Raw genomic sequence first — 22,529 nt, forward strand, 5'->3', positions numbered from 1 at the left:
GGGCTGGGGCTAGGGGCTATGGGCGGTGCTGGGTGCGGGTGACCAGGGCCTTCAAGGCGCGGAACCAGGTCTCGGCCAGATCGCGCACCGCTTCCTCGGACAGTACGGCCTCGGGCCAGGACCAGTGGGCGGCCAGGACGGGGCCGTCGGCGCGGTCCTCGGTCACGACGTTGATGCCGAGGGCATGGCCCTCCCGCATCTCCGGCTCGGCGCCGATGTCCGCGACGTCCTCCTCCGGGGCGTACGACCAGTCCATCTCCTCGGGGATGCCGAACCGGCCCAGGTAGTTGAACTCGATCGCCGGTGTCTCGAAAGCGGCGAGGACCGGTGCCGTACGGGGGTTGAGGTGGCGCAGCATGCCGTAGCCGACGCCGTTCGCGGGCAGCGAGCCGAGATGCCGTCGTACCGCGGCCACCGCCTCGTCCGCGGCCGGGCCGCTCCGGAGCGCGTCGTCCAGGTCGGCGGAGCCGGTGTCCAGGCGGACCGGGAAGACGCTGGTGAACCAGCCGACCGTACGCGACAGATCGGCGTCCCCCGCCAACTCCTCCTCGCGGCCGTGGCTTTCGAGGTCGACGAGGACCGGGTCCGCCGAGCCGTCCCCATGACGTCGCCGCCAGTCGGCCACGGCGAGGCCGAGACCGGTGAGCAGGACGTCGTTGACGTTCGCGCCGAAGGCGGCGGGCACGGCCGAGAGCAGCGGGCCCGTCTGGTCGGCGGGCAGGCGCAGCGCCAGCTCCCGTACGGTGCCGACGGTGTCGCGGTCCGGGTCGAGCGGCCGGTCCAGCGGGAAGGGCGCGGCGCCTTCGAACACACCGGTCCAGAACGGCAGTTCCGCCTCGCGGGCCGGGTCCTGAGCCAGCTCCGCCAGCATGCGCGACCAGGTGCGGAACGAGGTGTCGACGGGCGGCAGTTCCGCCGGGCGCCCGGCGGCCACGTCCTGCCAGGCGGCGGCCAGGTCGGGCAGCAGGACGCGCCAGGAGACGCCGTCGGTGACGAGGTGGTGGGCCATCAGGAGCAGCCTGCCCGGCTCACCGCCCGCGTCGAACCACACGGCCCGCACCATGGTGCCGGCGTCCGGGTCGAGCGTCGCGCGGGCGGCATGGGCGCGTTCCGCGACCACCGTCCGCAGCGCCTCGGCGTCCAGCCCGGCGACGTCGACCCGCTCGATCCATGCCTCGGTGTCCACCGCGTCGGGGCCCGGGACCTCGATGGTCCAGTCGTCGGCTCCCGTACTGCCTGTGCTTCCCGTACTGCCTGTGCTTCCCGTACGGACCAGCCTGCCGCGCAGCATGGCGTGCCGATCCGAGAGGGCCCGCAGCACGGCGGCCAGCTTCGGCCGGTCCAGGGCGGCGGGAGTCCGGACCAGGGCGGCCTGGTGGTAGCCCTTGAAGGAGCCGCCGAGTTCGCGCAGCCAGTGCATGACCGGCGTCAGCGGCACGGTGCCGATGCCGTCATCGGCGGGGCGGGCACCGGCGGCCTCGGGTCCGGCCGCCGTCGCGACTTCGGCGAGAGCCGCGACCGAACGGTGCCGGAACACCAGGCGTGGGGTGATCCGCACCCCCGCCGCCCGGGCCCTGCTCACGAGCTGCATGGCCACGATGCTGTCGCCGCCCAGGGTGAAGAAGTCGTCGTCGACGCCGACTTCGTCCAGTCCCAGTACGTCGGCGAAGACGCCGCACAGGGTCTTCTCCAGCTCCGTACTGGGAGCCCGGCCGGTGGAGAAGGCGCTGAAGTCCGGGGCGGGCAGGGCGGCCCGGTCCAGCTTGCCGTTGGCCAGTGCGGGCAGCCGGTCCAGGAGTACGAAGGCGGCCGGGACCATGTAGTCCGGCAACTGCCCGCCGACGTGCGCACGCAGCCGTCCGGCGTCGGGGAGCCGTCCGGCGACCGGAACGACGTACGCCACCAACAGTTTCCGCGGCCCCTCCTGACGTACCGTCACCACTGCTTGGGCGACGTCGGGGTGGGAGGAGAGCACGGACTCGATCTCGCCGGGTTCGATCCGGAAGCCGCGGATCTTCACCTGGTCGTCGGCACGGCCCAGATAGTCGATCTGCCCGTCGGCGGTCCACCGGGCCAGGTCACCGGTCCGGTACAGCCGCGAGCCGGGCGGCCCGAACGGGTCGGCGACGAAGCGCTCGGCGGTCAGCGCGGGGCGGCCCAGGTAGCCGCGGGCCAGGCCGCCGCCGGCCAGGTACAGCTCGCCCGTGACGCCGGGTGGTACGGGCTGCAGCCGGTCGTCGAGTACGTATGCCCGGGTGCCCGCCACCGGCCGGCCGACGAGCGGCCGGTCGCTGTCGCGGACGCGCGCCACCAGGGCGTCGACGGTGGACTCGGTGGGCCCGTACAGGTTGAACGCCTCGGTACCGGGCAGTTGCCCGAGCCGCTCCCATAGCGCCACCGGTACGGCCTCACCGCCGACGCCGACGACGGCGAGCGGGCAGCTGCCGTCCTCGCGGACCAGCCCCGTCTCCGCCATCTGCGCGAAGAACGACGGCGTGACCTCCAGGAAGTCGAAGCCGTGCTCGACGACGGCCGCCGCGAGCAGTTCGGGGTCGCGGCGGGTCTCGTCCGACACCACATGCACGCAGTGCCCGTCGAGCAGCCACAACTGTGGTTGCCAGGAGGCGTCGAAGGAGAACGCCCAGGCGTGTCCGGCCCGCAGATGCCGCCGCCCTGTGGCCGCCTTGGCCGGTGCGTGCAGCGTCTCGCGGTGACTGTGAAAGAGATTGCCCACGGTTTCGTGGGTGACGACAACTCCCTTGGGGCGGCCGGTGGAACCGGAGGTGTAGATCACATAGGCCGGGTGGCCCGGCGTCAGCGGTGTGGTGCGGTCGGTGTCGAGAAGGTCGGTGGGGCTCTCACCCGCGAGCAGTTCCGCGGTCCGCGAGTCGTCGAGGAGCATGGCCGGCGGGCCGTCCGGGGGCAGCAGCGGGGCGAGGTCCTTCGTGGTGAGGACGAGTACCGGGCGGGCGTCGTCGAGCATGTCGCGGGTACGGCCCGCGGGGGCGTCCGGGTCGAGCGGCAGATACGCGGCACCGGTCTTCTGCACCGCCAGGATGGCGAGCAGGGTGCGGGCGGTACGGGGCAGCGCCAGGGCGACGATCCGCTCGGGTCCGGCGCCGTGCGCGAGCAGCAGCCGGGCGAGCCGGTTGGCCTTGGCGTTCAGTTGGGCGAAGGTGAGCCGGATGCCGTCGGAGGCCACGGCGGGGGCGTCCGGGGAGAGTTCGGCCTGTCGCTCGAAGAGGGCAGGGACGGTGGTGGGCGGGGCGAGTGCGGGCGTGTGGTTCCACTCGGTGAGGATCCGCCGGCGTTCGGCGGCGCCGAGGACGTCGATCCGGGTGATCGGGGTGTCGGGGGCGGCGACCACCGCACGCAACAGGCGGATCATCCGCTCGGCGACGGCCTCGGCGGTGGCATGGTCGAAGAGGTCGGTGCTGTACTCCAGGACTCCGTCGACGCCTTCGCCGTCGGCCCGCTCCACGAAGTCGAAGGAGAGGTCGAACTTGGCGGTGGTCTGGCCGATCTCCTCCCGCCGCGAGCGCAGCCCGGCGAAGCCGTCCTCGGCACCGCCCGCGGCGAGGTACACGACCATGACCTGGAACAGCGGGTGCCGCGCGAGCGAACGAGCGGGACTGAGCGCGTCCACCACCCGCTCGAACGGCACGTCCTGGTGGTCGAAGGCGGCGAGGTCCGTCTCCCGTACGCGGCCGAGGAGTTCGCGGAAGGTGGGGTCGCCCGCGGTGTCGGTGCGCAGCACGAGCGTGTTGAGGAAGAACCCGACCAGGTCCTCCAGCGCCTCCTCGGTGCGACCGGCGATCGGGCTGCCCAGCGGGATGTCCGTACCGGCTCCGAGCCGGGTCAGCAGCGCTGCCACCGCGGCCTGGACGACCATGAACATGCTCACGTTGCCCGTCCGGGCCAGTGCGCGCAGCTCCGCCGCCAACCGCGGGTCCAGCGGCATCTTCACGGCCCCGCCGCGGTAGCTGGCCTCCAGCGGACGCGGCCGGTCGGCGGGCAGCGCGAGTTCCTCGGGGAGACCCGCCAAGTTCCGCTGCCAGAAGGCGAGTTGACGTGAGGCCAGGCTGGCCGGGTCCTTCTCGTCGCCGAGCATCGCCCGCTGCCACAGGCTGTAGTCGGCGTACTGGACGGGCAGGGGCACCCGGTCCGGGGTGCGGCCCGCGGCCCGCGCCTCGTAGGCGTCGGTCAGGTCCCGGGCGAGCGGCCCGTCGGACCACTCGTCGCCCGCGATGTGGTGGAGCAGGAGCAGCAGTACGTGCTCGTCCTCGGCGACCTGAAACAGGCGGACACGCAGCGGGGGTTCACGGTCCAGCTCGAAGCCGTACTCGGCGGCCTCGACGAGTCGCCCGTCCAGCTCCTCCTCCCTGGTGCGGGTGATCTCCACCTCGATCCCGGCCTGCCCCGGATCGAGGATCAACTGGTGGGCACGACCGTCCTGTTCGGGGAAGACGGTGCGCAGCGGCTCGTGCCGGGCGACGAGATCGTCGACGGCGAGCCGGAGCGCGTCCGTGTCGAGCGCTCCGGAAAGCCGCCAGACGATCGGGATGTTGTACGTGGGACTGGGGCCCTCCACCCGGTACAGCACCCACAGCCGCTGCTGGGCGAAGGACAGCGGCAGCCGCTCCGGCCGTTCCGGGGCAGCGGTCAGGACCGGGCGCGCGGGCTCGTCGGCGGCACCCGTCGTTTGCTCCGCGAGCCGGGCCGCCGTCGGGGCCTCGAACACCGTACGCAGCGCCAGCTCGACGCCCAGGGCCGCCCGTACGCGGCTGACCAGCCGCATCGCCAGGAGCGAGTGGCCGCCGAGCGCGAAGAAGTCGTCGTCGACACCGATCCGTTCCAGGCCCAGCACGTCCGCGAACAGTCCGCAGAGGATCTCCTCGCGCGGGGTACGCGGACCCTTGCCGCTGCCCGTTTCCGCCGTGAAGTCGGGGGCGGGCAGGGCCTTGCGGTCGAGCTTGCCGTTGGGGGTGAGCGGCAGGGCGTCGACGGCCACGAAGGCCGCGGGGACCATGTGTTCGGGCAGGGCTGCCCCGGTGTGGGCACGCAAGGCGGCCGATTCAGGTGCCCGGCCCGAGGCCGGGACGATGTACGCGACGAGCCGCTGGTCATGCGGAACGACGACGGCGTGGGCGACGGCCTCGTGCCGGGCGAGCACGGCCTCGACCTCGCCGAGTTCGATACGGAAACCGCGGACCTTGACCTGGTCGTCGGTGCGGCCGAGATATTCGACTGTGCCGTCTGCCGTCCAGCGGGCCAGGTCTCCCGTGCGGTACATGCGGGCGCCGGGTTCGCCGTACGGATCGGCGACGAACCGCTCGGCGGTCAGGCCGGGACGGTCGAGGTAACCCCGGGCGAGCTGGACGCCCGCCAGGTAGAGCTCGCCGGGCACGCCCGGAGGTACCGGACGCAGTCCGGCGTCCAGGACGTACACGCCGGTGTTCCACACCGGGCGGCCGATCGGCACGCTCTCCGCTTCCGGTCGCACCTCGATCGCGGTGACGTCGACGGACGCCTCGGTCGGGCCGTAGAGGTTGTGCAGCTCGGCGGAGAGCACCTGGTGGAAGCGGTTCGCCAGCGGTACGGGCAGGGCCTCGCCGCTGCACATCACGCGGCGCAGGCCGGTGCACCGCGCTGCGGAGGGCTCCTCGAGGAACAGTTGGAGCATCGACGGCACGAAGTGCACCGTCGTGATCTGCTGCTGCCGGATCAACTCGGCGAGATAGGCCGGGTCCTTGTGGCCTTCCGGCCGGGCCAGGACGAGAGTCGCCCCGGTGATCAGCGGCCAGAAGAACTCCCACACGGACACGTCGAAGCTGGACGGCGTCTTCTGCAACACCCGGTCGTCGCCGGTGAGTTCGTACGTGGCCTGCATCCACTGCAGACGGTTGACGATGCCCTGGTGCGGCACCACCACGCCCTTGGGACGGCCTGTGGACCCGGATGTGTAGATGACATACGCCGGACTCAACGGGTCGTAGCCCAGCGGCAGTTCACCTGCCGGTCCGTCAGGCAGGGCGTCGCGGATCACGCACGCGGGACGGGCGTCCTCCACCATGAGGGCGAGCCGCTCCTCCGGATAGTCGGCGTCCAGCGGCAGGTACGCCCCACCCGCGCGATGTACCGCCAGCAGCGCCACCACGAGGTCCACCGATCGGGGCAGCGCGACCGCCACCGTGCTCTCCGGGCCCACGCCCATGCCGGCCAGCACCCGCGCGGTGTGCTCGACGCGCGCGTCCAACTCGGCGTAGGTCAGCCGCTGTTCACCGAGGAAGAGGGCGAGGGCGCCGGGTGTGCGGGCCGCCTGGGCGCGGAAAAGCTCCGGCAGGGTGGTCGGCTCCACGTCGTGCGCCGTGTCGTTCCACCGGCCGAGGACGGACTGCCGCTCGGACTCCTGAAGGACCTCCAAGTCCCGTACGGGCTGGTCCGGATCGGTCACCACCTGCTCCAGCAGCCGCACCAGACGTCCGGCCAGCCGCTCGGCGGTCGTCGCGTCGCACAGGTCGGCCGCGTATTCCAGGAGCAGTACCAGACGGTTCCGGCCTGCCTCGTCCACGAAGGTGAAGTGGAGGTCGAACTTCGCCATGCCGGTGTCCATGTCGAACCACTCGGTCGGCATGCCGAGCACGTCCGGGTCGCCGTCGGGCCGGTGGTGGTATCCGAGCATGACCTGGAAGAGCGGGTTGCGCCCGGCCACGCGCGCCGGGTTGACCGCCTCGACCACCTGGTCGAAGGGCAGGTCCTGGTGCTCGAACGCCTCCAGTGCCGACTCCCTTACGCGCCCGAGGAGTTGGCGGAAGGTGAGGTCACCGCCGGACAGAGGGCCGCTGGACAGATCGGTACGCAGGACGAGCGTGTTGACGAAGAAGCCGACCAGATCGTCGAGCGCGTCATCCGTACGGCCCGCGATCGGTGCGCCGAGCGGAATGTCGTCCCCGGCACCGAGCCGGTGCAGCAGGGCGGCGGTGGCAGCCTGGAACAGCATGAACATGCTGGTGCCCGTGGCGGCGGACAGCTCTCGCAGCTCCCGGCCTGTGCCGGTGGGCAGTTCGAAGCGGACCTTGCCGCCGCGGCCCGTGGGCTCGGCCGGGCGGGGCCGGTCGAGGGGCAGGGTCAGTTCCTCCGGGAGGGCGCGCAAGGCCTCGGTCCAGTGGGCGAGTTGCTCCTCCCCGAGCCGACCGCCGAGCAGGGTGTCCTGCCAGAGCGTGTAGTCGGCGTACTGCACCGGGAGCGGCGCCCACTCCGGCTCGCGGCCCTCGCGACGAGCCTGGTAAGCGGCGGTGAGGTCGTTGAGGAACGGCCGGTCGGACCACTCGTCGGTGGTGATGTGGTGCAGGACCACGGCCACGACATGGTCGGCCGGAGCGATCCGGAACACCTGGCAACGCAGCGGGAGTTCACGGCTGAGGTCGAAGGGGCGGCGCTGGGCCGTCTCGATCAGGGTGGGCAGGGCGTCCTCGGCGCAGTCCGTGACGGTGAACGAGGGCTCGCCCTCGGCCGCCGGGACGATCCGCTGGTACGGCTCCCCGTCCTCCTCGAGGAACACGGTGCGCAGCGCCTCGTGGCGCCCGGCCACGTCCCGCAGGGCCGCTCGCAGCGCGTCCAGGTCGAGTTCGCCGCGGAGCCGGAAGACCAGCGGGAAGTTGTACGCGACACCACTGCCCGTGATCTGTTCCACCAGCCACAGGCGGCGCTGGGCCGCCGACAGCGGGATGCGTTCGGGACGGTCGGCGACGGGCACGACGGCCGGGCGGGCGGGGCGTCCGCCGTCGGCGCGGGCGGCGAGCAGCTCCGGGGTCGGGGCCTCGAAGAGGTCGCGGATCGCGAGTTCGGCGCCCAGTTCGGTGCGGGCCCGGCTGATCAGCCGGGTGGCGAGCAGGGAGTGGCCGCCGAGGTCGAAGAAGCCGTCCTCGGCGCCGACTTCGGGCAGGCCGAGGACCTCCGCGAAGAGTCGGCAGAGCACCTCCTCCTCGGGAGTGCGCGGCCCTCGTCCGGTGCCGAGCGCGACGGCCGGTTCGGCTTCGGGCAGGGCGCGCACGTCGAGCTTGCCGTTGTCGTTCATGGGCAGCCGCCCGAGGGTGACGAAGGCGGCCGGGACCATGTAGTCGGGCAGCCGCTGCTTGAGGTCCTCGCGGAGCTGCCGGACCAGGCTGTTCGCGTCGCGCGCGGCGGTCGGCTCATTGGCGTACGGGGCCGCCCCGCCGCCGGGGCGATACAGCCCGGCGGTCAGCCCGGGAGCGTCACCGGCGTCACCGCCGTCACCGCCGTCGTCGGCCAGGAACACGGCGTCGTACGTGCCCACTTCGCGGGACCAGGTGGTCAGCACGCGGCGACCGTGTTCGGCGCCGAGGTCGTGCATCGTCTGGGGGTCCACTCCCCCGTCGGCTCCGATACGGGCGTCGGGGATACCGGCGAGACGCAGCGGGGCCGTGGCGACGAGCTCCGCCAGGCCGAGGTCCCCGGTGAAGTCGACGGCTGGGACGTCGTCGAGCCGCAGGGCAGGATCGCCCGTGTACAGCACGGCGTCATAGCGGTAGCGGCTGAGTTCGTTGTGGTGGCGGGCGCGCTTGGTGCGGAGGTCGACTCCGTAGCCGAGGGTGGTGAAGTAGTCGGGGTCGACGAGGAGTTCCTTCTCCAGGCGCAGTCCGCGTTCGACGGCCCTGCCCAGAGCGTCACCGGTCACGCCGCGCGCGAGCTGGATCTCCGTCTGGAAGGTGCGGGCGAGCCGCAGGTTGCGCACGTCGCCTACGAAGAGTGCGCCGCCGGGGGCGAGCAGCTCCATGGCGCCCTGGATCACCGACGTGAGGTAGTCGATGCTCGGGAAGTACTGGATGACGGAGTTGATGACGATCGTGTCGAAGTAGCCGTCGCCGGGCAGCCCGTTGAGGTCGTCGGCGGGCTGGGCGCGGAGCGTGACCTTGGCGGCGAGTTCCGGGTCCTGGCGCAGGTCCTCGCCGATCTTGCGGATGACGGGGGCGGCGAAGTCGGTGGCCCAGTAGGCCTCGGCCTGCGGCGCGAGCTTTGACAGCAGCAGGCCGGAGCCGACGCCGATCTCCAGGATCCTCCGGGGCCGCAGCGAACTGATCCGGTCGACGGTGGCCTCGCGCCACTCCCGCATGTGGTCGAAGGGGATGGGCTGCCCGTCGTACGAGGAGTCCCAGCCGGCGTAGTCCTCGGTGAAGACGGCGGTGCTGATCTCCTCGTACTCGTCGGAGTAGATCTCCTGCCACTCGCCGACCTGTTCGCGCTCGGCGGTGTCCCGGTCGCCGCCCGTGGGGCGGTCGGGGACGACGTAACCGACGAGCCGGTCGTCGCGGACGAGGACGGCGGCCTGGGCCACCCGGGGGTGCTGGGCGAGCGCGGTCTCGATCTCGCCGAGCTCCACGCGGTAGCCGCGGATCTTGACCTGGTCGTCGGTGCGGCCGAGGAAGTCCAGGTTGCCGTCGGCGCGACGGCGTACCAGGTCGCCGGTGCGGTACATGCGCTCTCCCCCAGACTTCGTCCGGGGGGACCCCCATGCGCCGCCGAACGGGTCGGCGACGAAGCGTTCGGCGGTCAGTCCAGGGCGACCGAGATAGCCGCGGGCCAGGCCGATACCGGCGATGTAGAGCTCGCCGGGCACGCCGTCCGGGACCGGTCGCAGCCAGCCGTCCAGGATGTGGGCGCGGGTCCCGCGGATCGGACGCCCGACCGTCGGTGTCGCGCTGTCGAGGGTGCCGCCGCCGAGGGTGTTGATGGTGTACTCGGTCGGCCCGTAGAGGTTGTAGCCGTAGGTGCCCTCGGTGTCGCGCAGCCGGTTCCACACCGTCTCCGAGACGGCCTCGCCGCCGAGCAGAACCAGCGGCGGCCGGTGGCCCTCCAACAGGCCCTGCTCGATGAGGAGGTGGGCGTATGTGGGGGTGACGTTGACGACGTCCACGCGATGAGCTTCGCAGTACGCGACCAGGGCTTCGGCGTCGCGCCGCAGCTCCTCGTCGCAGATGTGCACCTCATGCCCCTCGACCAGCCACAGCAGCTCCTCCCACGACATGTCGAAGGCGAAGGACACCGTGTGCGCGATGCGCAGCCGACGGCCGCCCGCCGAGGCGATGGCCGGTTCGAAGATCTCCCGCTGGTGGTTGAGCTGCATGTTGGTCAGGCCGCGGTACGGCGTGACGACGCCCTTGGGGCGGCCGGTGGAGCCGGAGGTGTAGATGATGTAGGCCGGGTGCTCCAGGCTGAACACCTGGCGCGTCAAGTCGCCTGCGTACGCGGCGAGTTCGGCCGTCACCGCCGGGTCGTCGAGCAGCACGCGCGGGCTGTCGGGGGCGGCCCCCTCCAGTCGTGCGGCGACCGCTTCGGTGGAGAGGATCAGCGCGGGCCGGGCGTCGTCGAGCATCACCCTGAGCCGGTCGTCCGGGTAGTCCAGTTCCAGCGGCAGATACGCGGCTCCGGTGCGCAGTACGGCGAACAGGGCGACGACCATGTCCAGGGAGCGGGGCAGCCCGAGGGCGACGACCCTCTCGGGCGCGGCACCGCGGGCGAGCAGCAGCCGGGCCATGCGGTTGATACGGGTGTCGAGTTCGGCGTACGACAGCGTCGTGTCACCGAAGACGAGCGCGGTGTCCTCAGGGGTGGCGGCGGCCTGCGCGGCCAGGAGGTCGGCGATGGTGTCCTCGGGGTCGGGGACACGGCTCGCGGCCCGCTCGCGCTCCAACTCGGCGTGCTCGGTGGGAAGCAGCGGGTCAAGGCGGCCCACGGGGGCGTCCAGGTCGTGGGCCAGCCGCTCCAGCAGCAGCGTGAAGCGGTCGAGCAGGTTCTGCGCCTGCCGCCCACCGATGACGTCGGCCCGGTGGGTGAGCGTGACGTGGATGCGCTGCCCCGGTGTGACGACCAGGTTCACGGGATAGTGCGTCGCGTCGACGTTGGCGACGGCTCGGGCGCCGTGCCGGTCCGCCAGCTCGGCGAGCCGTTCCCCCGTGTCGCTGTTGCGCAGCACGAAGAGCGTGTCGAACAGCCGGCGGTGGCCGGTATCGGCCTGGAGGACGCCCAGGCCCAGGTACTCGTACGGCATCACGGCAAGGCGTTCGTCCTGGACGCGCCGCAGCAGGCCGAGCACGGGCTCGGCGGGGTCGTAGGCGATCCGGGCGGGCACGGTGTTGAGGAACATGCCGATGACGTGCTCGATGTCCGGCACCTCACTCGGCCGGCCCGCGACGGTGGTGCCGAACACGACGTCGGTACGGCCGGTCGCGCTCGCCAGGGTCAGGCCCCAGGCGGCGGTGAGCACCGAGTTGAGGGTCAGGCCGTGCCGGCGTGCGGTGTCGCGCAGCCGCTCGCCCAGGTCCGCCGGGAGGGCGGTGTCCAGGCTCTCCGGGATGTCCGGCTCCAGGCCCTGGTCGGCGGCGGCGAGCAGGGTGGGCTCGTCCAGACCGGCGAGGGCCGTACGCCAGGCGCGGGTGGCGACGGCGGTGTCCTGGGCCTCCAGCCAGGTGAGGTAGTCGCGGTAGGAGCCGGGCGCGGGCAGGGAGCTCGCGTCGCCGCCGGATTCGTACAGGGCGAAGAGCTGGTCCAGGAACAGCCACGCCGACCAGCCGTCCCACAGCAGCAGATGCCGTCCGACGACCAGGCGGTCGCCGCGCTCCTCGCCGAGCCGCACGAGCAGCATCCGGAACAGCAGCGGCCGGGTCAGGTCGAAGCGGCGGGTGCGCTCCTCGTCCATCAACTCCCGCAGCCGTACGTCCTGTTCTGCGACGGGCAGCCCGGACAGGTCGACCTCGTGGAGCGGGATCTCCGGCTCGCGGACGATGAACTGCACCGGCTGGCGCAGGCCTTCGCTGGTGAACCCGGCGCGCAGGCTCGGGTGGCGTTCCAGCAGGACGCGGGCCGCGGTGCGCAGCCGGTCCGCATCGACGGGCGTGGCGAAGTCGAAGGACTCGTGGACGGTGTAGACGTCCAGGGCGCTGTCGTCGTACGTCGAGTGGAAGAACAGCCCTTCCTGGAGCGGGGCCAGCGGCCAGATGTCCTCGACGGGGTACGGGCTGAGCCGGTGTACGCGCTCGGTCTCCTCGGCGGTGAGGGAGAAGGCGGAGGTCAGCGTGCGGGCCGAGGCCACCGGGACGGCCGCCGCGGCGAGGGCCGCGGGAGTGCGGTGCTCGAAGACGTCCCGTGGATTGAGCTCCATGCCTGCACTGCGAGCGCGGCTGGAGACGCCGATCGAGGTGATGCTGTCGCCGCCGAGCATGAAGAAGTCGTCGTCGATGCCGACGTCGTCGAGCTTCAGCACGGCCGCGAAGATCTCGGTGAGGGCGCGTTCGCGCTCGTCGCGCGGGGCCCGCGCCTCGGCGCGTACGGTCTGCGGCGCGGGCAGTGCTGCCCGGTCGAGCTTGCCGCTGGGGGTCAACGGCAAGCTGTCCAGGACGACATAGGCGCCGGGCACCATGGGCGCGGGCAGCGACTCTGTGAGGGCGGCCTGGAGTTCGGCGGGCTCCGGCCGGGCGTCGCGGGCGGGGACGACGTACGCGATCAGTGCGCTGCCCGCGACGGTGACGGCAGCCTGGGCGACGTCGGGCCGACGGGTCAACGCGGCCTCGATCTCGCCGAGTTCGATGCGGTTGCCGCGGATCTTGACCTGACGGTCGGTGCGCCCCAGGTACTCGACACTCCCGTCGGCGCGGCGGCGCACCAGGTCACCCGTGCGGTACATGCGCTCGCCGGGCGCGCCGTACGGATCGGCCACGAACCGCTCGGCGGTCAGGCCAGGGCGGGCGTGGTAGCCGCGCGCCAGCTGAGCGCCCGTCAGGTAAAGCTCGCCGGGGGTGCCTTCGGGCACTGGGCGCAGGCAGGGGTCCAGTACGCGCAGGCCGGTGTTCCACACCGGGCGGCCGATGGGAACGGTGGTGTCGGGTGCGCCGTCGTACGGGTGGTACGTGACGTCGACGGCGGCCTCGGTCGGGCCGTACAGGTTGTGCAGCGGTACCCCGGTGAGCTCCCGCCAGTGGGACGCGGCGGCGCCGGGCAGCGCCTCGCCGCTGCTGAAGACGCGGCGCAGTGAGGCCGCCCAGGCCGGGCCGGCGGTGATCTCCTCGGACTGCAGGAAGGCTTCGAGCATCGAGGGCACGAAGTGCAGGGTGGTGACGCCCTGTTCGCGGATCAGCTCGGCCAGGTACGCCGGGTCGCGGTGCCCGTCGGGACGCGCGAGGACGACCGCGGCGCCCTCGCACAGTGCCCAGAAGAACTCCCAGACACTGACGTCGAAGCTGGCCGGGGTCTTCTGCAACACGCGGTCGTCGGCGGTCAGTTGGTACTCGCCCTGCATCCAGGCGAGGCGGTTGACGATCGCACGATGGGTGACAACTACGCCCTTGGGAAGGCCGGTTGAGCCCGAGGTGTAGATCAGGTAGGCCGGGTCGTCGGGGCGCGCGAGGACGGACGGGACGTCAGGCACGTACTCGGCCGGGGCGTCCAGCAACAAGGGCGTGAGCCCGGGGACTTCGGGCAGTCGGGGTGCGGTGGCAGTCGTGGTGACGACCGTCGCCGCTCCCGAGTCGGTGAGCATGTGCGTCACACGGTCGGCCGGGTAGTCCACGTCGATGGGGAGGTAGGCGGCGCCGGACTTGAGCACGCCCAGCAGGGCGACCATGAGTTCCGCCGAGCGCGGTACGGCGACCGCGACGACCGCGCCGGGACGGGCGCCCCGGGTACGGAGCCGTGCCGCCAACTCCTCGGCGCGGGCGTCGAGTTCGCGATACGTGAGCGTCTCGTCCTCGTACACCACGGCCGTGGCCCGCGGGGCGCGGGCGACCTGGGCCTCGAAGGCGGCGGCCAGCGTCGTCTCGGGCACGTCCCGTCGTTCGCCAGCTGGGTGAGCGAGGGACAGTTCCTCCGCGGAGAGCAGTTCCAGGTTGGCGGCCGGCTGCCCGGGGTCGGCGGCGAGGGCGTCCAGGATCCGGGTGAGCCGGTCCGCGATCCGGTGCACGCTCTCCGCGTCGAGCCGCTGGGCGTGGTGCTTGAGGCGCAGGTCGAGTCGGCGGCCCGGCTTCACGATCAAAGCGAGCGGGTAGTGCACGGCGTCGTGGAACTCGTGGCCCGTGACCTGGATCGTGCCGGAGGGGTCGGTGAGGCCGGTCGCGGACGGGTAGTTCTCGAAGACGACCAGGGTGTCGAAGAGCTCGCCGCTGCCCGCGAGCCCGGCGACCCGCTGAAGCTCCGCGAGGCCGAGGTGCTGGTGGTCCAGCAGCCGCGCCTGCTCGTCCTGGAGCCGGCCGAGCAGCTCGGCGAGGGTGTCGGTGGGCTCCCAACGGAAGCGCGTGGGGAGCGTGTTGATGAACAGGCCGACCATGGACTCGATGCCCTCGACCTCGGCATCACGGCCGGAGACGGTGGTGCCGAACACCACGTCCTGCCGGGCGGTCAGCCGCCCGATCAGCAGACCCCAGGCGCTCTGCACGAGAGAGCCGAGAGTCACCCCGAGTTCCCGGGCGCGGGCCGCAAGGCGGGCGGTGACCTGCTCGGACAGCTCGACGCGCACCTGGGCGGGCTCGATCGGCGTACCGTCGGCGGGTGCCTCAACCAGCCGCGTGGGCTCGTCGAAACCGGCGAGCGCGGTGCGCCAGGCCTCGCGGGCGGCGTCGCGGTCGGCGGTGGACAGACGGCGCAGATACGAGTGGTACGGCGCGACCTCGGGCAGTTCGGCCGGAGTGTCCCCGTAGCAGGCCATCAGCTCGCGGTGCAGCACCGGCAGGGACCAGCCGTCGGCGACGATGTGATGGAACGTCAGCAGTAGTCGGCTGCGGTTCTCGCCGAGCCGTACGAGCGCGCAGCGCAGCAGCGGCGGGCGAGCGAGGTCGAAGCGCCGGGCACGTTCGTCGGCGGCGACCGCGTCGGCGAGCGACGGCCGGACCCCTGCCTCCTGCGCGGACAGGTCCACCTCGCGCCAGGGCAGCTCAAGGCGGTCGGCGACGATCTGCACCGGGCGGCCGTCGGCGAGCGGGCGGAAGCAGGCGCGCAGCGGGGCGTGCCGCTCCAGGACGCGCTGGGCGGCCCGGCGCAGGGTCTCGCCGTCGACCGGGCCGGACAGTTCGAGGGCCTGCTGGACGACGTATGCGTCCCGGTCGGCGCCGTCGACGAGGGAGTGGAAGTAGAAGCCCTCCTGGAGCGGGCTCAGCGGCAGCAACTCCTGGACGCTGACCAGGTGTTCACCTTGCAGCTCGGCGAGTTCGGCTTCCGTGAGCCGGAGTAGCGGAGTGTCCTGCTCGGTGTCCTGCGCATCGGTCCGTACATCGGCGGCTTCCGCGAGCGCCGCGACCGTACGGTGCCGGAAGACGTCGCGGGAGCTGAGGCGCAACCCGGCCCGGCGGGCGTGGACGAGGAGCTGGATGGCGGTGATGCTGTCGCCGCCGAGCGCGAAGAAGTCGTCGTCGATGGTGGCCGAGCGCAGGCCGAGGACCTCGGCGTAGGCCGCGCACAGCAGTTCCTCACGGGCGCCGCGCGGCGGGCGGCCGGAGCTGAGGGCGCCGTAGTCGGGGGTGGGCAGCGCGGCTGCGTCGAGCTTGCCGCTGGGGGTGACCGGGAGGCGGTCAAGGGGGACGACGGCGGCCGGGACCATGTACTCCGGGAGCCGGTCGGCCGCGTACGAACGCAGCGCCCTCATGAGAGCGTTCACGTCGCGGAAGGGCGCGGGGCGGTTGGCGTGCGCCGCCGTGCCGGACGGGCGGTACACGCAGCCGTCGTACGGGGCGTCACCGAGGGCGAACAGCACATCGAGGCTGCCGTCGTCGGCGGAGCCGTTCCAGGTGACGGCGACCCGGTGCCCGTGCCGGGAACCGAGCGCATGAAACGCTTCCGGATCCGGTGCGCCGGCCGGTGCGGCGGTGCGGCTGCTGCCGTCCAGGGCGGACAACACGGCCAGGTCCTCGGCGAGTCGGACGTTCGGCACGCCCACCACCCGCAGCATGGACGGCCCCTCGCCCAGGCGGGCGTCGAGGTCGTCCAGGCCGTCGAGGTCGCCCCACGCGGTCTCCTCGCCGTCGGCCGGTGCCGACACGGCGGCGGCACGCTTGGTGAGCACCACGTCATAGCGGTACCGGGTCAGCTCGTTGTGATGGGCTCCGCGCTTGACGCGGATGTCGGCGTCGAAGCCGTCGAGCGCGGCGAAGAAGTCGGGGTCGAGGAGCAGCTCCCCCTCCCAGGCCACCGACCGCTCCACGGCGGTGCGCAGGGCCTGCTTGTCCTCCGGGTCGTCGGCGCGGCGGGTCTCCACGGCCGCGCGCAGGCAGCGCAGCAGACGGGCGTTGCGGACGTCGCCGACGAACAGCCGGCCGCCGGGCGCCAGCAGTTCCGCTGCCGAGCCGAGTACCTCGGCGAGGTAGTCGGCGCTCGGGAAGTACTGGGCGACGGAGTTGATGACGACGGTGTCGAAGTAGCCCTGCGGCAGCCCGGAGACGTCGTGCGCGGGCTGGGCGCTCAGGCGGACCCGGTCGGCCAGCTCCGGCACCGCCTCGACCTGGGTGCGCAGGGCGCGTACGGCCTCCTCGGAGAGGTCGGTGCCCCAGTACGCCTCGCATCCGGGCGCGACCCGGGAGAGGATCAGTCCGCTGCCGACGCCGATCTCCAGGACCCGGCGGGGCGTCAGTTCCTCGATACGGGCGACGCTGGCATCACGCCACTCCCGCATCTCGTCGACGGGGATGGGCAGTCCGTCGTACATGCTGTTCCAGCCCGCGAAGTTCTCGCGGAAGCGCACCGAGTTGTCCCGGTGGCCCTCGGATCCCGCCGCCGAGTAGAGGAGTTCATGCAGGTCCTTCCACTCCTGGACCTGCACGGTCTCGTCCCGGGCCGCCTCCGCCTCCGCCTCCGCCTCCGCCTCCAGGGACGGAACGACATAAGCGGCCAGCCTGCGGTCGCCGGGCCGGTCCTCACGCACCACGACCGCTGCCTGGTCCACGGCAGGGTGGCCGCGCAGTACGGACTCGATCTCGCCGGGTTCGATGCGGAAGCCGCGGATCTTCACCTGGGAGTCGGCCCGGCCGAGGAACTCGAGGCGCCCGTCGGCCTTCCAGCGCACCAGGTCGCCGGTGCGGTACAGCCGCTCGCCGGGCGCCCCGAACGGGTCGGCGACGAACCGTTCGGCCGTCAGGTCCGGCCGCCCCAGGTAGCCGCGGGCCAGGCCCGCGCCGCCGAGGTAGAGCTCGCCCGCCACGCCCGCCGGGACGGGCTTCAGCCGGGCGTCGAGGACGTAGGCGCGAGTCCCGGGGTCGGGGACACCGATCGGCACGATGGTGCCGGAGGGGGTGTCGGGATCGCAGAGGCCGAGGGTGGAGTTGGTGGTCGCCTCGGTAGGGCCGTACGCGTTGAACATCATCCGGCCGCGCGCATAGCGGCCGACCAGCTCCGGCGAGACGCGTTCGGTGCCGGCGAGGAGGGTGGCGGGCGGCAGTTCGATGTCCTCGGGCATGGCGGCGAGCAGGGCCGGCGGGAGGATCATGAAGGTGATGCCGTGGGCGTGCGCGTACTCGGCGAGCGGTGCGCCCGGCACCCGGCGTTCGGTCGGTACGACGACGAGCCGGCCACCGGAGAGCAGTCCGAGGCACAGGTCCCAGAACGCCACGTCGAAGCTGGGCGAGGCGAACTGGAGCACTCTGCTGTGCGGGCCGATGCCGAACCGCTCGGTCTGCGTAGCGACCAGCTTGGCGACGCCCGCGTGCGAGAGCACCACGCCCTTGGGGCGGCCGGTGGAGCCGGAGGTGTAGATGACGTAGGCGGCGTTGCCGGTGGACAGCGCTTCGGGGGTGGGGTCGTGCGCCGGGCGCTGCCCCAACTCCCGTACGGTGTCGGGCTCGTCGAGGATCAGGCGGTCCATGCCGTCGCTCGGCGGGATGTCGGCGGCGGCCTCGGTGGTGGTGACCAGGCAGGCGGGGGCCGCGTCGGTGAGCATGTAGGAGATGCGGTCCGCCGGGTAGTCGGTGTCCACCGGCAGGTAGGCGGCGCCGGACTTGAGCACGGCGACCTCGGCGATGATCAGCTCGGCCGAGCGGGGCACGGCGAGCGCGACGACCCGTTCGGGTCCGGCGCCGCGCGCGATGAGGGCGTGGGCCAGCCGGTTGGCGCGCTCGTCGACCTCGGCGTAGGTCAGTTGGGTGTCCTCGAAGACGAGGGCGACGGCGTCCGGTCGCAGACCCACCTGCTCGGCGAACAACTCCGGCCAGGTGCGTGACGGAACGTCGTGCTCGGTGTCGTTCCAATCCTCGACGATGCGGTGGCGCTCGTCGGCGGCGAGCAGTTCCAGTTCACCGACGGGAGTGCCCGGCCGGGTCAGGGCGTCGGCCAGCAAGGTCGCGTAGTGGTCAGCGATGCGCTCGGCGGTCGCTGCCTCGAACAGGTCCTGACGGTAGGTCACGCGTACTTCGTCCGCAGTGACTTCATTTGCAGTGACTTCACCCGCGGAGACTTCGCCGGCGATGACCTCGAGCGTGACGTCCAGCGGGCCTGCCGAGGCGGTGTCCCCGAAGGCCGTGTTGAACAGGAGACCGCCGCCGCGGGTGGGCTCAGGACGCAACTGGGCGATGAGCGTGGACAGTTCGACCCGGTGGTCCCGGGCCTCCGCACAGGCCTCGGCCACCCGGCGCACCAGTTCGGTGAACTCCGTGCCGCCGTCCAGGGCGATCCTGACCGGCAGGCCGCCGTACCCGACGGTGATGTCCCGTGCGCCGCTGTAACGGTGGAGCACCGCGACATACGCGGACAGCAGCGTCGCCTCGTCGGCCGCGGTGCCCAACGGGCGGCTCACCGATCCCTGTTCCCCGCCGGGCCGCAGGGGATACGGGAAGTCGACGGGGAGGGCTGTCTCCTGTGGGAGCGGGTCGAGCCGTCGACTCCAGAACGCCTGAACTTCGTTGTCGTCGATGCCTGACACACGCTCTACAAAACCGGACACAGCTGACCGTGCCTCCCGGGTGTGCGGAACCGGCTCTGCCGGAGGACCGCAGGTCATACTAAGGTAAGGATTACCTAACCAAAAGACCCAATCGCTATGGACCCCGAGCCCACGACTAGGATTAAGGTCTGCCTAACCTAAGGGAGTCTGGTCCGTGGAGACCGAACGGTGAAGCGGGGCAAGAGACTTGGCCCCGTACTGCTCGTGGTCCTGCTCGGCGCTGTTCTGATGGTGCTCTGTCTGCTGTCGCTCGCGCTGGGCGCGGCCAGCGTCCCGCCGGACCAGGTGATCCGGGCGCTGTTCGGCGACGCCCCGAGCCGGCTCGTGGACAACATCGTCTGGTCGGCACGGGTGCCGCGCACCACGCTCGGCCTCGCGGCGGGCGCCGCTCTGGGCCTCGCCGGTGCCCTCATGCAGGCACTGACCCGCAATCCGCTCGCGGATCCCGGGATCCTGGGGGTCAGCGCGGGCGCCTCCTTCGCCATCGTGATGGCGGTCGGGGTGTTCGGGCTCGGCTCGTTCTACGGGTACGTCTGGTTCGCCTTTGCGGGCGCGCTCGCGGCAAGCGTCGTGGTCTACCTCCTCGGCGGGCTTGGCCGTTCCGGCCAGACGCCGGTCAAGCTGGCGCTCGCCGGTATCGCCGTGACCTCACTGCTCACCTCGCTCACCAGCGCCATCGCCCTGACCGACCCGGACGCGCTGGACCGCTACCGCTTCTTCACCGCAGGTTCCATGGCCGAGCAGGACGGTGCCACGGTGCTTCGGATCCTGCCGTTCCTCGCCGTGGGCGCCGTACTGGCCCTGGCCTGTGCGCCGGCCCTCAACAGCCTCGCCCTCGGCGAAGACGTGGCGGCCTCGCTGGGCCGGCGCCTGGGCCTGGTCCGGCTGCAGGGCGTCGCCGCGGTCACCCTGCTGACCGGTGCGGCGGTCGCGGTCATCGGCCCGGTCGTCTTCATCGGCCTGGTGGTCCCCCATGTCGCCCGGGTCCTCGCCCAGTTGGCGGGGATCGGCCCCGACCACCGCTGGCTGCTGCCGCTGTCGGCCGTCCTCGCCCCGAGTCTGCTGCTCGCCGCGGACATCGCCGGACGGGTCGTCGCACGGCCGACCGAGGTTCAGGCGGGCATCGTCGTCGCCTTCATCGGCGGCCCGTTCTTCATCGCCATGGTCCGCCGACGCCAGCTCGCGGAGGTGTGACCATGGCCGACTCACCGTCCACCCTCGCCAAGTCCCCCCTGGACTCCGGCACTTCACGCGCCCCCGAACGTGTCCGCTCCCATCGCACCTTCCGGCTGGCCGTTCCGCCGGTCTCCGGGATCTTCCGTCCCCGCCTTGTGGCGCTGAGCGCGGTTCTCGCCACGGCCACCTTCCTGCTGTTCTGCTGGGGCCTGACCTTCGGCGACTATCCGATCGCATTCGCCGATGTCGTACGCGCCCTCGTCGGCACCGGCGACCCCGGCACCGTCCTCGTCGTCCAGGAGCTGCGGCTGCCGCGCTCCCTCGTCGGTCTGCTGGCCGGGATCGCGTTCGCCGTCTCCGGTGCGCTGTTCCAGACCATGACCCGCAATCCGCTGGCCAGCCCCGACATGATCGGCCTGACCCAGGGTGCGGGCACCGCCGTTGTGGCGGGCATCGTGCTGGGCTGGGACAGCGGCCTCGGCACCCAGGCCCTCGGACTGCTCGGCGCACTCTCCACCGCCCTGATCGTGTACGCCCTGGCCTGGCGGCGCGGCACCACCGGCTACCGGATCATCCTGATCGGCATCGGCGTGGCCTGGATCTGCACCAGCGCCACCGACTATCTGGTGGCCAAGGGCGGACGGTTCGAGGCGCAGGCCGCCCTCGGCTGGCTGGTGGGCAACCTCAACGGCCGTACGTGGGACCAGGTCGCCCCGCTCGCCGTCGTGCTGGCGGTGCTGCTGCCGGCGGCGCTGCTGCTCGGGCGGCTCCTGCGCACCCTCCAGCTGGGCGACGACGTCGCCACCGGCCTCGGTACCCGGGTGCAGTTCGTGCGCCTGTCCATCCTGCTCACCGGGGTCGGTCTGATCGCCTTCGCCACCGCGTCCGCGGGCCCCGTCGCCTTCGTGGCGCTCGCCGCGCCGCAGATCGCCCAGCGGCTGGCCGGCACCGCCTGGCCGCCCCCTGTCGCCTCGGCGCTGACCGGGGCCCTGATGGTCCTCGGCAGCGATCTCATCGCCCGTACGCTCGTCCCCGGCACGGAACTGCCGGTCGGAATCGTCACCGGCGTGCTCGGCGCGCCGGTCCTGCTCTGGTTGCTCGTCCGCGTGAACCGCGCGGGTTCAGGAGGTTGATCCATGTCGGTTGAACCCAAGTCGGCGGACGCCTCGCCCGGAACCGACCCGGACCTGCGGGCGAGCGGACTGCGCCTGGCGTACGACAACCGCCTGGTCGTGGACGGCCTCGACCTGGCCGTACCGCCCGGCCGGATCACCGCGATCGTCGGCGCCAACGCCTGCGGCAAGTCCACGCTGCTGCGCGCCCTGGCCCGGCTGCTCGCCCCCCGCGAGGGCGCCGTCCACCTGGACGGCCGGGCGCTGCAGTCCATACCGTCCCGCGAACTCGCCCAGCGCCTCGGCATCCTGCCGCAGAGCCCGGTCGCACCCGAGGGACTGACCGTCATCGACCTGGTCAACCGCGGCCGTTCCCCGCACCAGACCTGGTGGCGGCAGTGGTCCAAGGCCGACGAGCAGGCCGTGCACCAGGCGCTGGCCGCCACCGCCATGACCGACCTCGCGGACCGTCCCGTCGACGAGCTCTCCGGCGGGCAGCGCCAGCGCGCCTGGATCGCCATGGCGGTCGCGCAGGGCACGCCCGTACTCCTCCTCGACGAGCCGACGACGTATCTGGACCTGGCCCACCAGATCGACGTACTGGACCTCATCACCGACCTCAACCGGCGCGAGATGCGCACCGTCGTGATGGTGCTGCACGATCTCAACCAGGCCTGCCGCTACGCCGACCACGTCGTAGCCATGAAGTCCGGGCGGATCGTCGCCGAGGGCCCGCCTGCCGAAGTCATCACCGCCGAGACCGTGGAGGACGTCTTCGACCTGACCTGCAAGATCACCATGGACCCGGTCAGCGGCACACCCCTGGTCATTCCGATGGGGCGCCACCACGGGGCCGACACGGGTCAACCGGCCCGTACGTGAGAAGAGGGCGTACCAGCCGCATCAGGGCAGGGGTCAAGTGCCGTTGACCCACTGACACCAGGCGGATTCCGGAGCGGCGTACAGGGTGAACCGCGGGTCGCCGGTGACGACCTCGCGGATGCGGTCGGGGCCTCCGATGAGGTGGAAGCGCGCGGCAGGATCCTTGGGGAACACTGCGCGCAGTTCGCCGTCCGAAAGCCCTTCGGCACAGCGGAGTTCCTGCAGGTCGAGGAAGAACTCCCGGTGTCCGTCGTCGACTTGATCGTGCAGCCGCTGTCTCAGCTGCCGTTGCGTGGTGCCGCCCAGCGTGCCGCTGACCGCCATCCACAGCCGGAACGGCGCCTCGGCCAGCAGGCGCATGCGTATGACCGTGATTTCCAAGGGTGTTGTGCTCCAGTGGCGCTTGTGTCGCGGTGCGCGCCGTATTTCCG

5 protein-coding genes are annotated in these 22,529 nt (G+C 72.1%); 3 read left to right on the forward strand and 2 right to left on the reverse strand.

Going from position 1 to position 22,529, the window contains the following annotated elements:
- Positions 1-16: 16 nt before the first annotated feature.
- A complete protein-coding gene (locus ABD357_RS15310) occupies positions 17-18,907 on the reverse strand; it encodes an amino acid adenylation domain-containing protein (RefSeq protein ID WP_425584876.1) in 18,891 nt (6,296 codons plus the stop codon).
- A 249-nt stretch (positions 18,908-19,156) separates the two neighbouring features.
- On the opposite strand from ABD357_RS15310, the gene ABD357_RS15315 reads away from it, so the two are divergent.
- Genes ABD357_RS15315 through ABD357_RS15325 form a run of 3 tightly spaced genes read left to right on the forward strand, consistent with a single transcriptional unit; the run spans position 19,157 to position 22,098 of the window.
- Positions 19,157-20,122 (forward strand): FecCD family ABC transporter permease, encoded by a 966-nt coding sequence (locus ABD357_RS15315; protein ID WP_344390857.1) that lies wholly within the window; start codon positions 19,157-19,159, stop codon positions 20,120-20,122.
- A gap of 2 nt (positions 20,123-20,124) precedes the next feature.
- Positions 20,125-21,237 (forward strand): FecCD family ABC transporter permease, encoded by a 1,113-nt coding sequence (locus ABD357_RS15320; protein ID WP_344390567.1) that lies wholly within the window; start codon positions 20,125-20,127, stop codon positions 21,235-21,237.
- A 3-nt stretch (positions 21,238-21,240) separates the two neighbouring features.
- Positions 21,241-22,098, forward strand: a complete 858-nt coding sequence (locus ABD357_RS15325; protein ID WP_344390569.1) for an ABC transporter ATP-binding protein — start codon at positions 21,241-21,243, stop codon at positions 22,096-22,098.
- Between the two features lie 33 nt (positions 22,099-22,131).
- Here ABD357_RS15325 and ABD357_RS15330 read toward each other — a convergent pair whose 3' ends face one another.
- The gene (locus ABD357_RS15330; protein ID WP_344390571.1) at positions 22,132-22,458 is read right to left on the reverse strand and encodes a hypothetical protein; all 327 of its coding nucleotides are present in this window, start codon (positions 22,456-22,458) and stop codon (positions 22,132-22,134) included.
- Positions 22,459-22,529 lie beyond the last annotated feature (71 nt).

The organism is Streptomyces vastus (assembly GCF_039532825.1).
GTDB classification, from domain to species: Bacteria; Actinomycetota; Actinomycetes; order Streptomycetales; family Streptomycetaceae; genus Streptomyces; species Streptomyces vastus.